11 protein-coding genes and 1 other RNA gene are annotated in these 13,487 nt (G+C 70.4%); 6 read left to right on the forward strand and 6 right to left on the reverse strand.

Annotated features, from left to right (window positions below):
* Nucleotides 1-524: 524 nt before the first annotated feature.
* Nucleotides 525-1,499, reverse strand: a complete 975-nt coding sequence (locus tag QQS16_RS17525; protein ID WP_286062720.1) for a LysR family transcriptional regulator — start codon at nt 1,497-1,499, stop codon at nt 525-527.
* 83 nt (nt 1,500-1,582) lie between these two features.
* Between QQS16_RS17525 and QQS16_RS17530 the strand changes: the two genes are divergently transcribed.
* The 6 genes from QQS16_RS17530 to QQS16_RS17555 all read left to right on the forward strand — a co-directional run bounded on the left by QQS16_RS17530 (nt 1,583) and on the right by QQS16_RS17555 (nt 9,424).
* A complete protein-coding gene (locus QQS16_RS17530) occupies nt 1,583-2,911 on the forward strand; it encodes an MFS transporter (protein ID WP_286062722.1) in 1,329 nt (442 codons plus the stop codon).
* Nucleotides 2,912-3,035: 124 nt separating this feature from the next.
* Nucleotides 3,036-4,334 (forward strand): ABC transporter substrate-binding protein, encoded by a 1,299-nt coding sequence (locus QQS16_RS17535; RefSeq protein WP_286062724.1) that lies wholly within the window; start codon nt 3,036-3,038, stop codon nt 4,332-4,334.
* Complete coding sequence (locus tag QQS16_RS17540; RefSeq protein ID WP_286062725.1) at nt 4,331-5,299, forward strand: carbohydrate ABC transporter permease; 969 nt, start codon at nt 4,331-4,333, stop codon at nt 5,297-5,299. The genes QQS16_RS17535 and QQS16_RS17540 overlap by 4 nt, the downstream gene beginning before the upstream one ends.
* Nucleotides 5,296-6,120 (forward strand): carbohydrate ABC transporter permease, encoded by an 825-nt coding sequence (locus tag QQS16_RS17545; protein ID WP_286062726.1) that lies wholly within the window; start codon nt 5,296-5,298, stop codon nt 6,118-6,120. The genes QQS16_RS17540 and QQS16_RS17545 overlap by 4 nt, the downstream gene beginning before the upstream one ends.
* A gap of 11 nt (nt 6,121-6,131) precedes the next feature.
* The gene (gene yicI, locus QQS16_RS17550; protein ID WP_286062728.1) at nt 6,132-8,414 is read left to right on the forward strand and encodes an alpha-xylosidase; all 2,283 of its coding nucleotides are present in this window, start codon (nt 6,132-6,134) and stop codon (nt 8,412-8,414) included.
* Entirely contained in the window at nt 8,414-9,424 is a 1,011-nt protein-coding gene (locus tag QQS16_RS17555; RefSeq protein ID WP_286062729.1) for a LacI family DNA-binding transcriptional regulator, read from the forward strand. Before yicI ends, QQS16_RS17555 begins: the two co-directional genes overlap by 1 nt.
* An 89-nt stretch (nt 9,425-9,513) precedes the next feature.
* Here the strand turns inward: QQS16_RS17555 and ssrA are convergent.
* The 5 genes from ssrA to ftsE form a co-directional block, all read right to left on the reverse strand.
* Nucleotides 9,514-9,917, reverse strand: a transfer-messenger RNA (tmRNA) gene (ssrA, locus tag QQS16_RS17560).
* Between the two features lie 100 nt (nt 9,918-10,017).
* Nucleotides 10,018-10,497, reverse strand: a complete 480-nt coding sequence (gene smpB / locus QQS16_RS17565; protein WP_286062730.1) for an SsrA-binding protein SmpB — start codon at nt 10,495-10,497, stop codon at nt 10,018-10,020.
* 90 nt (nt 10,498-10,587) lie between these two features.
* Nucleotides 10,588-11,760 carry a S41 family peptidase gene (locus QQS16_RS17570; protein ID WP_286062732.1) on the reverse strand — a complete coding sequence of 391 codons (1,173 nt, stop codon included), beginning with the start codon at nt 11,758-11,760 and terminating at the stop codon, nt 10,588-10,590.
* Nucleotides 11,761-11,828: 68 nt separating this feature from the next.
* Entirely contained in the window at nt 11,829-12,746 is a 918-nt protein-coding gene (gene ftsX, locus QQS16_RS17575) for a permease-like cell division protein FtsX (RefSeq protein ID WP_286062734.1), read from the reverse strand.
* A 38-nt stretch (nt 12,747-12,784) separates the two neighbouring features.
* Nucleotides 12,785-13,474, reverse strand: a complete 690-nt coding sequence (ftsE, locus tag QQS16_RS17580) for a cell division ATP-binding protein FtsE (RefSeq protein WP_286062735.1) — start codon at nt 13,472-13,474, stop codon at nt 12,785-12,787.
* Nucleotides 13,475-13,487: the final 13 nt, after the last annotated feature.

Genomic DNA, 13,487 nt, shown 5'->3' on the forward strand with positions numbered 1-13,487 from the left:
CACCTCCGCCCAGCGCGTCCTGGCCGGAACCAGACGCGTCGGGTTCCTGCCACGGATCGCGCACGACGGTGCCCGCCGGACCGGCACCGGAGCGCCCACCGGTCTCGCCCGCCGACGCGAGGACTTCCGTCCGGTCGGCCCGGCCCGCGTCCGGGAGGCCCCGGGCGACCGGGCCGAGTCTGCCCGTGCCACCGGTCCCCGAGCGGGGCCTGACAGCCTGACTTGGGATTCCGTTTCCGCCCACGGCCGGGACCACGGTCCCACCGGTTTCCGGAAACGCCTGGGTACGACCCCCCGTCACCGATGGATCCTGGACCGCTGCGGTCTCGGGCCATTCCGGTTGGGCGTCTTCCCGCCACTTCTTCACGCGCACGTTCTTCCCCCCAGGGGCGGTTCCGGGTGCGCTGACGACCTTGAGCACCCGTCGACCGAACCGAGCCCCCACCCGGTCCGAGCGCCCCCTTTATCACACTGTGCTCAGACCAAGAATGTAGCGCACGAGGAGGTTATGTGTGGCACGGGTGTCAAGAATGCATGCCCATCAGGTCCACGTCGATGGCCGGAATCCATCCCCCGGCCGGCCGCCGCAGCCAGTCCGCCTCGACCGACAGTTCGAGCGCCGCCCGGCGCAGCGCGTCGAATCCGGGATGCACCAGCCCCTTCCTCCAGGTCATTGACACGAGTGACAAGGGAACGGGATCGAACAGTGGACGCACCACCGTGCCGGGCATGGCCGGAAAGTCCACGACGGCGAGAACCGGGTTCCGCGTCTTCGCCATGAGGCGCTGGAACTCCTCGTCCCCGACCGCGAGCGGGGCGGGCGGCGCGACCTCGACACCATGTCCCTCGAACAACTGTCGCGCCAGGTCGGTCCACTCCGGCGTACGCGGGTTCCCGGCACCCGCGTACACGGCCTCGCCGGCGAGCGCGGAGAGCGGAACAGCCTCCAGTGCCGCCAGCGGATGGCCCTCGGGCAGTACGACCGCCATCGGCTCGAAGCGCACGGGCCGGTGGTCCAGGCCCGCCCGCAGCGCCGGGTCCAGCCCGGCGAACCGACCGAAGGACACGTCCAGCCGGCCCGCGAGCAGTTCGCCCGCGGCGTGCGTCAGCCCGCTCTCGTAGCGGGCCATCAGCTCGTGCTCGGGCGCGAGTTCCCGGGCCCGGTGCAGCACCCGGCGACCGGTGGCCAGACCCGGCGAGTTGAGGTCCACCAGCAGGGGCCTGGCCTGCCGGAAGGCGGCGAGCAGGTGGTCCTGTGCCTCCAGTGCGCGCCGCGCGTACGGCACCAGCCGCTCTCCGTCGGCGGTCAGCGTCACCTGCCGGGTGGTCCGCACGAACAGCTCGGCGCCGAGCTCCCGCTCCAGCCGCCGCACATCCCGGCTGAGCGCCTGCTGCGCGACGTAGAGCCGGGCGGCGGCCCGGGTGAAGTGCAGTTCCTCCGCGACGGCGAGGAAGGCGCGCAGGAGGCGGGGGTCGAGGTGGTGACCGGGGGCGGGCATGGGGAGAATTTACAACCGGGGTGCGTGAATCGGGACGGAGCAGGTGTTGGACCCGGTGACCGGGGGCGGGTGACCGTGAACGCATGCCGCAACCGACGCCCAGGAAGCCCCCGTTGTACACCGTCACCGCCGACGCCCTCGTCGCCGTCGACTTCGCCCCCCGCACCGGCAACCGCCCGCCCGGCCCCTACCGCGCCCTCTTCACCGTCCCCGGCACCCGCGCCTTCACCGCCGGTAACCTGCTGGCCCGCCTGCCGATGGGCATGTTCGGCGTGAGCGCGGTCGTCATGATCGCCGGCACGCGGGGGTCGTACGCCCTGGCCGGCGCCGTCACCGCGACCGGTCTGGCGGCGACCGCGCTGGTCGCCCCGTGGACCGCGCGGCTCGTCGACCGGTACGGGCAGGCCCGGGTCGCCGTACCCGCGACCCTGCTGGCCGCGCTGGGCTCGCTCGCGCTGCTGCTGTGCGTACGGCACGGAGCGCCCGACTGGACCCTGTTCGTCTCCTGCGCCGCCACCGCGACGACCCCCAACCTGGGCGGTATGTCCCGGGCCCGCTGGGCCCGTCTGCTGAAGGACTCCCCCACGTCCCTGCACACCGCGAACTCCTTCGAACAGGCCGTGGACGAACTCTGCTTCATGCTGGGCCCGGTGCTCGCGGCCTTCCTGTGCGGAACGTTCTTCCCGGAGGCGGGCACGCTGGCGGGCGTCGTCCTGCTGGTGACCGGCATGCTGCTGTTCGCCGCCCAGCGCTCCACCGAACCGCCGCCCACCGCGCGGACCCGGGCGCGGACCGCCTCGCTCCTCCGTGCCCCCGGCATGCCACCGCTGCTCGCCGTCTGCCTGGCGATGGGCGTGGTGTTCGGGGCGATGGAGGTCGTCACGATCGCCTTCGCGGACGCGCGGGGTCATCGCGCGGCGGCCGGCGCGGTACTGGCCCTCCAGGCGGCCGGCTCGTGCGCGGCGGGTCTGCTGTACGGGGCGGTGAAGCCGGCCGGTCCCGCGCGGGACCGGTACGTGTGGTGCGTCGCCGCGATGACCGCGCTGATGGTCCTGCCGCTGCTCGCCGCCTCCCTCACCGGCTCCCTGTGGGTGCTGGCGGGCGCGCTGCTGGCCGCCGGGATGGCGACCGCCCCGACGATGATCACCGGCATGGCCCTGGTCCAGCAGCGCACCCCGGACGGGCGCCTCAACGAGGGCATGACCCTCGCGGTGACCGGTCTGCTCGGCGGGATCGCCGCCGGCAGCGCCCTCGGGGGCTGGCTCGCGGAGCACACCGCGCCCGCCACCGGCTACGGCGTGCCGGTCACGGCGGCGGCGGTGGCGCTCATGATCGCCCTCCGCTCCGTCGAACCGTCATCCTGCGGGTCCGGTCCGTCGAACCGCTTCCGCCAATCCTGTCCCGGACATTGACGCCCTCGCTGCCGCACCTTACCTTCGCCCGTCGAAGCGCTTCGACGTCACGCGTCGAATCAGTTCGACGGACACCGCGTGACGCCCCGGGACCCATCCGACTCCGACCCCCAGGAGACGCGGGATGTTGACGGCACGAAGGCGTACGACGGCGATCATGGCGACGATGCTCGGCGGAGCCCTGCTCCTGACCTCCTGCGGCGGCTCGGACGGCGGCTCCTCCGGGGACGGCAGGACGCTCAGACTCTGGCACTACGAGGCCCCCAACAGCGCGATGGGCCAGGCCTGGACCGCGGCCGTCAAGGAGTTCGAGGCCACCCACCCGGGCGTGCGGGTGGAGTTCGAGGCGAAGGGCTTCGAGCAGATCCAGAAGACCGCGCCGATGGTTCTCAACTCCTCCGACGCGCCCGACCTCATGGAGTACAACAAGGGCAACGCGACCGCGGGCCACCTCTCCCGGCAGGGCCTGCTCACCGACCTGACCGCCGAGGCCACCGGGCGCGGCTGGGACAAGAAGCTCAGCGCGGGCGTCCGTACCACGAGCCTCTATGACGCCGAGGGCGTGATGGGCTCCGGCAAGTGGTTCGGCGTGCCCAACTACGCCGAGTACACGATGGTGTTCTACAACAAGGACCTGTTCGCCAAGTACCGGATCCCCGAGCCGAGGACGTTCGGCGAACTGACCGCCGCCATGGACACGTTCGTCGAGAACAAGGTCACCCCGCTCGCCAACGCGGGCGCCGAATACCCCGCCCACCAGTACCTCTACCAGCTCGCCCTGTCGAAGGCCGACCGCGCCTGGGTGGACGCGTACGAGCTGTACAAGGGCGAGGTCGACTTCCACGACGCGGCCTGGACGTACGCGGCCGAGACCTTCGCCGACTGGGTACGGAAGGGCTACATCAGCGAGTCGTCCACCAGCGCGAAGGCGGAGGACGCCGGGGTCTCCTTCATCCAGGGCAAGGCGCCGGTCCTCTTCTCCGGCAGCTGGTGGTACGGCCGCTTCCAGGACGAGGCGGCGTTCGACTGGGGCACCTTCCTGTGGCCCGACTCGGACCTCACGCTCGGCTCAGGCGGCAACCTCTGGGTGGTCCCCAAGGGCGCCGAGAACAAGGAACTCGCCTACGACTTCATCGACATCACCCTGTCGAAGAAGATCCAGAACCTGCTCGGCGACAAGGGCGGCGTCCCGGTCGCGGCGGACGCGAGCGCCGTCACCGACCCGAAGTCGAAGGCCCTGATCGACGACTTCACCACGCTCTCCCGCCGCGACGGCCTGGCCTTCTACCCGGACTGGCCGGCCACCGGCTTCTACGACGTCCTGGTCTCCGAGACGCAGAAGCTGATGACGGGCAGTTCGAAACCGGACGACTTCCTGGACGCGTTGCAGCGGGCGTACGACAAGGACGCGCCGAAGCGATGACGGTCACCGTCGAACGCGGCGGGCGGGTCACCGGCAAGCAGGACCACACCGGCCACCCGCGCCGCCGCCCCCGCGACTCCTACGCCCTCTTCCTGCTCCCCGGCGCCCTCGCCTTCCTCGTCGTGATCGTCGTCCCGTTCCTGATGAACACGGGGGTGAGCTTCACCGACTGGCAGGGCGTGGGCTCCCCCGGCTGGACCGGGCTCGCCAACTACCGGGAGCTGCTCGACGACTCCGAGTTCTGGGCGTCCTTCCGGCACAGCCTCTTCATGGTCGTCGCGATGGCGGCCGTACCGACGGCGGTCGGCCTGGTCCTGGCCGCCGCGCTGTTCGACCACGTCGGCAAGCACTTCGGCACCACCTGGGCGGCCGTCCTGCGCGCCTGCTTCTACCTCCCCCAGGTGCTGCCGATCGCGGTCGCCGGCATCGTCTGGAGCTGGATCCTCGCGCCGGACGACGGCACGCTCAACGAGCTGCTGAAAGCGGTGGGCCTGTCGTCCTGGCGGCAGGACTGGCTCGGCGACCCGGACCTCGCGCTCTACAGCGTCATGGGCGTGATGGTCTGGGTCCAGCTCGGCTTCCCGCTCGTGGTCTTCATGGCGGGCCTCGGGCGCGTCGACCCGCAACTGTACGAAGCGGCCGAACTGGACGGCGCCGGCTGGTGGCGCCGCTTCCGGCACATCACACTGCCGCAGCTCCGCCCGGAGATCCACGTCGTCCTCACCTGGTGCACGATCGCCGCGCTGAAGGTCTTCGGCGCGGTGTACGTCCTCACGAAGGGCGGCCCGGGCGGCGCCACGAACGTCCCCTCCTACTTCTCGTTCACCACGTTCTTCGAGAAGACGCAGGTCGGCTACGGCGCCGCGATCTCCACCGTGCTCACGGTGATCATCCTCGCCCTCTCCCTGATCGGCCTGAGACTCCAGACCCGCGCCGAGGACGCCGAGGAAGGTGCCCGCGTATGACGACCGCGCTCCGCCGCTACCCGGTCCTGGTGGCCCTGTGCGTCGCGGCCCTCTTCATGGTGATCCCGTTCGCGATCGTCACGGTCAACGCCTTCAAGTCCCCCGCCGAGTACGCCCAGAACGGCCCCCTCAGCCTCCCCGAGAGCCTCTACGTCGACGGCATCAAGGACTTCTGGGAACGCGTGGACTTCGGCCAGAAACTCGTCAACTCGGTACTGATCAGCGGCGCGGTGGCGGTCCTGGCGGTCGTCCTGTCCGTCCTGAACGCGTACGCGATCGGCATCGGCCGTATCAGGGGCCGCACCTGGATCCTGGCCTTCTTCGTGCTCGCCAACATGCTGCCGCAGGAGGCACTGGTCTACCCGGTCTACCACCTGAGCAAGGAGGCCGGCCTCTACGACACCAGGCTGAGCGTGATCATCGTGTTCACGGTGATCCAGGCGGCCTTCGGCACGTATCTGCTCTCCTCGGTCCTCGGCCGGTTCCCCCGCGAGATCATCGAGGCCGCCCGCATCGACGGGGCGGACAAGTGGCAGGTGCTGTGGCGGATCGTCGTCCCGGTCAGCCGCCCCACCCTCGGCGTGCTGCTGGTCTTCTTCTTCATCTGGACCTGGAACGAGTTCCTGCTCCCCCTCGTCATGCTGATCTCCAACGACAACCAGACGGTGTCGGTGGCCCTCGGTGTCCTCCAGGGCCAGCGCCTGATGGACGCCACGATGACCAACGCGGCGGCCCTCCTCGGCGTGCTGCCCGCCCTGGTCTTCTTCCTCCTCTTCCAGCGAACCCTCACCCGCGGCATCGCCGTCGGTGCCGTGAAGTAAGGAACCCCCACATGAAGTTCACCGACGGCTACTGGCTGCTGCGCGAGGGCGTCACCGCGGCCTGTCCGGTCGAGGTGCTCGACGTCACCGCGCAGGACGGCACGCTGGAGATCCACGCGCCGACCCAGCCGGTCCGCCACCGCGGCGACCTGCTGAAGGGACCGGTCCTGACGATCAGCGCCCACGCGCCGATGCCCGACGTCATCGGCGTCACCTTCACCCACTTCGACGGCGGGCAGCCACGCGGACCGGAGTTCGAGGTCGCCACCGAGGTCCGGGGGTCTGGGGGATGCCCCCCAGAGAGGTACAGTCCGCCGCAGGTGGCGTACGACGACGAGCACGCGACCCTGACCTCCGGCGCGCTGTCGGTCCGGGTGGCCCGCACCGGCTCCTGGCACCTCGACTTCCTCGCCCACGGCCGCACCCTCACCTCCAGCTCCACCAAGGGCATGGGCATCATGCGGGACGCCGCGGGCGGGCACTACCTGCGCGAACAGCTCGACCTCCGGGTGGGGACCTCGGTCTACGGCCTCGGTGAACGCTTCGGCCCCCTGGTGAAAAACGGCCAGGTCGTCGACATCTGGAACGCCGACGGCGGCACGGCGACCGAACAGGCGTACAAGAACGTGCCGTTCTACCTGACGGACGCGGGCTATGGCGTCTTCGTCGACCACCCGGGCAAGGTGGCCTTCGAGGTCGGCTCGGAGGTCGTCTCGCGAGTGCAGTTCAGCGCCGAGACCCAGCAGTTGACGTACTACGTGATCTACGGCCCCACCCCGAAGGACATCCTGCGCAAGTACACCGCCCTCACCGGCCGCCCGGCCCTCCCGCCGCCGTGGTCCTTCGGCCTGTGGCTGTCGACCTCGTTCACCACCTCGTACGACGAGGAGACCGTCACCTCCTTCATCGAGGGCATGCGGGAGCGCGAACTGCCGCTGTCGGTCTTCCACTTCGACTGCTTCTGGATGCGCGAGTTCAACTGGTGCGACTTCCGGTGGGACCCGCGGGTGTTCCCGGACCCGGAGGGCATGCTGGCCCGGCTGAAGGAGCGGGGCCTGCGGGTGTCGGTGTGGATCAACCCGTACATCGCCCAGCGCTCCCCGCTGTTCGCGGAGGGCAAGGCCCTGGGGCACCTGCTGAGGCGGCCGGACGGCAGCGTCTGGCAGTGGGATCTGTGGCAGCCCGGCATGGCGCTGGTCGACTTCACCAGCCCGGCGGCCCGCGAGTGGTACGCGGCCGAGCTGGAGGCACTGCTCGCCCAGGGTGTCGACTGCTTCAAGACCGACTTCGGCGAGCGGGTCCCCCTCGACGTGGCCTGGTCCGACGGCTCCGACCCGGAGCGGATGCACAACTACTACACGTACCTCTACAACCGCACGGTCTTCGACGTGCTGCGCAAGCACCGGGGCGAGGCGGAGGCGGTGGTCTTCGCCCGCTCGGCGACGGCCGGCAGCCAGAAGTTCCCGGTCCACTGGGGCGGTGACTGCGAGGCCACCTACGAGTCGATGGCGGAGTCCCTGCGCGGAGGCCTCTCCCTGGGGCTCTCCGGCTTCGGCTTCTGGAGCCACGACATCGGCGGCTTCGAGGGCACCCCGACCCCCGCCCTCTTCAAGCGCTGGGTGGCCTTCGGCCTGCTGTCCTCCCACAGCCGCCTGCACGGCAGCTCCTCCTACCGTGTGCCGTGGCTGTTCGACGACGAGTCCGTGGACGTGCTGCGCCACTTCACCCGGCTGAAACTGCGGCTCATGCCGTATCTGTACGAGGCCGCGCGCACCGCCCGCACCGAGGGCCTGCCGGTGATGCGCGCGATGGTCCTGGAGTTCCCGGACGACCCCGGGTGCGCCCACCTGGAACGGCAGTACATGCTCGGCCCCGACCTGCTGGTCGCGCCGGTGTTCAGCGACGAGGGCGAGGTCTCGTACTACGTCCCGGAGGGCACCTGGACGCACTTCGTGACCGGGCGGACGGTGACCGGGCCGCGCTGGGTGCGGGAACGGCACGACTTCCTGAGCGTGCCGCTGCTGGTGCGGCCGGGGGCGGTGATCCCGGTGGGCGCGGTCGCGGACCGGCCCGACTACGACCACGTCGACGGGGTGACCCTGCGGGCGTACGGTCTGGAGCGGGGCGCTCAGGTGTCGGTGCGGGTCGGGGGCGTGACGTTCACCGTCGTCCGCGAGGGGGATCTGCTTCGGGCCTCGTGCGGTGAGCCCCGGGCGCCCTGGGGGCTGGCCGTGGACGGGCGTGAGGTGCGGGCGGAGGCCGGCACCGGGTTCCTGACGGTGGAGTGGACCTGATGGTGAAGATCACGGACGTGGCGCGGCGCGCCGGTGTCTCCCCGAGCACCGTGTCCTACGCGCTCAGCGGCAAGCGCCCCATCTCCGAGGAGACCCGGCGCCGGGTGCGGGAGGCGATCCGCGAGCTGGGCTACCGCCCGCACGCGGGCGCCCGGGCGCTGGCCAGCAGCAGGTCGAACGTGCTGGCGCTGGTGGTGCCGTTACGGGCCGGCATCCATGTCCCGGTGGTGATGCAGTTCGCCGTGTCGGTCGTGACCACGGCCCGGCGCCACGACCACGACGTCCTCCTGCTCACCCAGGAGGAGGGCGAGGAGGGCCTGCGCCGGGTCGCCGACACGGCCCTGGTGGACGCGCTGATCCTGATGGACGTCCAGCTGCACGACCCCCGGCTGCCGCTGCTGCGCACCCTGGACCTGCCCTCGGTGATGATCGGCTTCCCCGCCTCCTCCGAGGGCCTGACCTGCATCGACCTCGACTTCAAGGCGGCCGGTGAGGTGTGTGTGGAGCATCTGGCGGGGCTCGGGCACCGGGTGGTGGCGCTCGTCGGGTCGCCGCCGGAGGTGTACGTCCGGCAGACCGCGTTCGCCCAGCGCGTGGTCCAGGGCTTCACGGCCGCCGCCGACCGGCACGGGCTCGCCTCCTCGGTCCACCCGTGCGAGGCGGTCCCCGGGGCGGCCCGGACCATCGCGGAGCGGCTGCTGCGCGAGCAGCCCGCGCTGACGGGCGTGGTCGTCCACAACGAGCCGCTCCTGGAGCCGCTGATCGACGCCTTCGAACAGCTGGGGCTGCGCGTGCCCGGCGATCTGTCCGTCACCGCCATCTGCCCCGACGAACTCGCCGAGTCCGTCCGCGTGCCCGTCACCTCCGTCGCCCTGCCGTCCGCCGAGGTCGGCGCCCGCGCGGTGGACCTGCTGATGCGGAAGCTGGACCGCGTGGACGTCCCGGAGGCCACCCTGCTGCCCGCCCGGCTGACGCCGCGGGCGAGCACGGTGCGCCGGGCGACCGCGTGAGGAGCGGCCGCGTCCGGGCATGACACGGGCCCCGCCGCTCGGAAGCGACGGGGCCCGGGCCCACATGGGGTACCCGCTCAGGCGCGGGCGAGTGGAGATGGCGGGAATCGAACCCGCGTCCAACGGTGCAGAATCAGGGCTTCTCCGTGTGCAGTTCGCTGCGCTTTTCTCGGCCCCGGCGATCACGCGAACAAGTCGCCGACGGGCCCAGTCACTGTTTGATTTCCCTCTTCACCCCGTGACCGGGATCAAGGTTTAGTTCCCTAGCTGATGCCAGGATCCGGGTCGGGAACAGCCCCGGGCTGACACTCCCCTAGTAAGGGGCAGTCGCCTCGTTACCTAGATCAGGCAGCGAGGGCGAACTGCGTCGCCTTGGGAGAATCGCTCTTGAGAGTGGCGATTATTTTTTTCGGCCTGTGGTTTACGAGATCATGGCCGCTTCCTCGACACGCTTCCCCTGCTTCGACAGCCGCTGTCGAAACCGATCATCCCCATGTTGATTTTTCAATGAGCACACCGACCGCAGCCGGTGCTGTCGCCATCGTACGTGACCAACGCGGCCACGTGCCAGCGTATTCCCGGCGGCCGCCAGGTTACGCCCGCTGCTTGCGGCGCACCGCCGAGACCGCCCGCTCCGTCTCCCGGCGGTCCTGCTTCTCGCGCAGCGTCTGACGCTTGTCGTACTCCTTCTTGCCCCGCGCCAGCGCGATCTCGATCTTCGCCCGGCCGTCCTTGAAGTACAGGACGAGGGGCACGATCGTGTGACCCGTCTCCTGCGACTTGGCCGCCAGCTTGTCGATCTCCTCCCGGTGCAGCAAGAGCTTGCGCTTGCGGCGGGCGCTGTGGTTGGTCCACGTGCCCTGGCTGTACTCCGGCACGTGCACGTTGTGCAGCCACGCCTCGTTCCCGTCGAGCTGCACGAAGCCGTCGACGAGGGAGGCCCTGCCCTGACGCAGCGACTTGACCTCGGTCCCGGTGAGGACCAGACCGGCCTCGTAGGTGTCGAGGATGAGGTAGTCGTGCCGCGCCTTCTTGTTCTGCGCGATCAGCTTGCGCCCTTTTTCCTTAGCCATAGTGCCGCCCATTTTCGCACTACGCGGGGGGTGGACGGGAAGCGCATTAACGCGGGGGCTGCGCGCCGGGGGCGCCCGGCTGGACGCGGGCTACCGCCCCAGGCCGCTGAGGACCGTCTCGGCCCGCTCCAGGACGTGCTGCTCGGCGTCCAGGTCGGGCGTGATGCCCCGGCCGTCGACCCCGCGGCCCGAGGGGGTTCGGTAGTGCCCGACGGTCAGCTCCGCGACGGAGCCGTCGGGCAGCCGGCTCGGCATCTGCACCGAGCCCTTGCCGAAGGTGCGGGAGCCCACCACCACCGCCCGGCCGCGGTCCTGGAGGGCGCCGGTGAGCAGCTCGGCCGCGCTCATGGTGCCGCCGTCGACGAGCGCGACCAGGGGTCTGGTGGTGTCGCCGCCGGCCTCGGCGTGCAGGGCGCGCTGCTCGCCGTCGACGTCGTAGGTGGCGACCAGGCCGCCGTCGAGGAAGGCCGCGGCGGCGGTGACGGCCTCGCCGACCAGCCCGCCGGAGTTGCCGCGCAGGTCCAGGACGATCCCGGCGCCGGCCGGGGCCTGCCGTACGGCGGCCCGCACCTGGTCGCCGGAGCCCTTGGTGAAGGCGGCGACCCTGAGGACGGTGATGCCGTCGCCCAGGGTGCGCACGGTTACGTCGTCCGTGGACAGGCGGGCCCGGCGCAAGGTCTCGTGCCACGCGCGCGTGCCGCGTTCCAGGCCCAGGCGGACGGCCGTGCCGGCGGCCGCGTCGGTGGCGTCACCGCGCAGCAGGGAGACGACGTCCGTGACCGGGCGTCCGTCGACCTTCTTCCCGTCGACGCTGCGCAGCCGGTCGCCCCGGTGGATCCCGGCGGCGTCCGCGGGCGACCCCGGCTGCACCCGGGCCACCTCGATACGGCCGTCCCGCTCGCGCCGTGCCCACAGGCCGACGCCGGTGTACTCGCCGTCGAGGGCCTCCTCGAACTCCTCGTACTCGCCCGGGGAGTAGACCGCGCCCCAGCGGTCCCCGCTGCGGCTGACCGCGCGTTCGGCGGCCTCCATGGGGGACGTGCCGGCGGCCATGGCCTTCTCGGCGGCCTTCGCCACGTCCTCGTGGCGGCCCGCGGAGGCGGCCGAGATGGTCGGCTCGGAGGGGGATTTCCGGTCGCGCGCGTCGACTTCGGGCAGCGATCCGGTCGCCGCTCCCGCGACGAGCACGCTCGCGAAGACCAATGTCAGGGCGGCCCCGCGGCGGACGCGGCGGGGCGGACAGAACAGGTCTCGGCCTGACATGCCGGTGAGTCTAGGACAACGCGAAGGGCCGTACGGGCGGTTGACCCGTACGGCCCTCTTGGCGTGCGTCACACCTTCAGGTACTTGCGCAGCGCGAAGAACGCGGCCAGCGCGGGCATCAGCAGACTCGTCGCCAGGATGAGCGGCAGCTTCGTCAGGACGGCGTCCCAGCCGATGAAGTTGATCAGGTTCATCTTCTCCGACAGGGCCAGGCCGTGGTCGATGAGGAAGTACCGGGCGATCACCAGGAACCCGCACGCGACCGCGCCGCCGATGAGTCCGGCGACGGCCGCCTCCATGATGAACGGGGCCTGGATGTAGAAGCCCGAGGCGCCGACCAGGCGCATGATCCCGGTCTCGCGCCGCCTGCTGAACGCGGAGACGCGCACGGTGTTGACGATCAGCATCAGCGCGACGACCAGCATCAGCGCCATCACCGCGCGGGCGGCCCAGTTCATGCCGTTCAGCAGGTCGAAGAGGTTGTCCAGCGTGCCCTTCTGGTCCTGCACGGACTGCACACCGTCACGCCCGTCGAAGGCGGTCGCGATGACCTGGTACTTCTCCGGGTCCTTCAGCTTGATGCGGTACGACTCCTGCATCTGGTCCGGCGTGAGGGAGCTGGCCAGCGGGGAGTCGCCGAACTGCTCCTTGTAGTGCTTGTACGCCTGGTCCTGCGTCTCGTACGTCACCGCCTCGACGACCGTCATCTTGTCGAGGTCGGACTTGATCTCCTTCTTCTGCTCCTCGGTGACCGCGCCCTTGGCGCAGTTCGGGTCCGACTCGGCGTCGCTCTTGTTGCAGAGGTAGACCGAGACGTTGACCTTGTCGTACCAGTAGCCCTTCATCGTGCTGACCTGGTCGCTCATCAGGAGCGACCCGCCGAACAGGGCGAGTGACAGGGCGACGGAGACGATGACCGCGAAGGTCATCGTCAGGTTGCGGCGGAGACCCACACCGATCTCCGACAGTACGAACTGGGCGCGCATGGCGTCTGGTTAAGCCTTTCCGTGGAGCATGTCGGTCGTCAGTGCTGGTAGCCGTAGACGCCGCGTGCCTGGTCGCGGACGAGGCGTCCCTTCTCCAGCTCGATGACGCGCTTGCGCATCTGGTCCACGATGTTCTGGTCGTGCGTCGCCATCAGCACGGTCGTGCCGGTCCGGTTGATCCGGTCGAGCAGCTTCATGATGCCGACGGAGGTCTGCGGGTCGAGGTTGCCGGTGGGCTCGTCGGCGATGAGCAGCTTGGGGCGGTTCACGAAGGCGCGGGCGATGGCCACGCGCTGCTGCTCACCACCGGACAGCTCACCGGGCATCCGGTCCTCCTTGCCGCCGAGCCCGACGAGGTCGAGCACCTGCGGCACGGACTTGCGGATCTCGCCCTTGGACTTGCCGATGACCTCCTGCGCGAAGGCCACGTTCTCCGCGACCGTCTTGTTCGGCAGGAGCCGGAAGTCCTGGAACACCGTCCCCAGCTGGCGCCGCATCTGCGGCACCTTCCAGTTGGACAGGCGCGCGAGGTCCTTGCCGAGGACGTGCACCTGACCGTGGCTGGTCCGCTCCTCGCGGAGCACCAGCCGCAGGAAGGTGGACTTTCCGGAGCCGGAGGACCCCACGAGGAACACGAACTCGCCCTTCTCCACTTCCAGGGACACATCCCTGAGTGCGGGGCGGGTCTGCTTGGGGTAGACCTTGGATACGTTGTCGAATCGGATCACGGATGCACCACGG

The sequence above is a fragment of the Streptomyces sp. ALI-76-A genome (assembly GCF_030287445.1).
Taxonomy (GTDB): domain Bacteria; phylum Actinomycetota; class Actinomycetes; order Streptomycetales; family Streptomycetaceae; genus Streptomyces.

Bases quoted from the DNA above. Each gene is read 5' to 3' on its own strand.
- QQS16_RS17530 (WP_286062722.1), top strand. From the start codon at position 1,583: ATGCCGCAACCGACGCCCAGGAAGCCCCCGTTGTACACCGTCACCGCC.
- smpB (WP_286062730.1), bottom strand. From the start codon at position 10,497: ATGGCTAAGGAAAAAGGGCGCAAGCTGATCGCGCAGAACAAGAAGGCG.
- QQS16_RS17555 (WP_286062729.1), top strand. From the start codon at position 8,414: ATGGTGAAGATCACGGACGTGGCGCGGCGCGCCGGTGTCTCCCCGAGC.
- QQS16_RS17525 (WP_286062720.1), bottom strand. From the start codon at position 1,499: ATGCCCGCCCCCGGTCACCACCTCGACCCCCGCCTCCTGCGCGCCTTC.
- QQS16_RS17540 (WP_286062725.1), top strand. From the start codon at position 4,331: ATGACGGTCACCGTCGAACGCGGCGGGCGGGTCACCGGCAAGCAGGAC.
- ftsX (WP_286062734.1), bottom strand. From the start codon at position 12,746: ATGCGCGCCCAGTTCGTACTGTCGGAGATCGGTGTGGGTCTCCGCCGC.
- QQS16_RS17545 (WP_286062726.1), top strand. From the start codon at position 5,296: ATGACGACCGCGCTCCGCCGCTACCCGGTCCTGGTGGCCCTGTGCGTC.
- yicI (WP_286062728.1), top strand. From the start codon at position 6,132: ATGAAGTTCACCGACGGCTACTGGCTGCTGCGCGAGGGCGTCACCGCG.
- QQS16_RS17570 (WP_286062732.1), bottom strand. From the start codon at position 11,760: ATGTCAGGCCGAGACCTGTTCTGTCCGCCCCGCCGCGTCCGCCGCGGG.
- QQS16_RS17535 (WP_286062724.1), top strand. From the start codon at position 3,036: ATGTTGACGGCACGAAGGCGTACGACGGCGATCATGGCGACGATGCTC.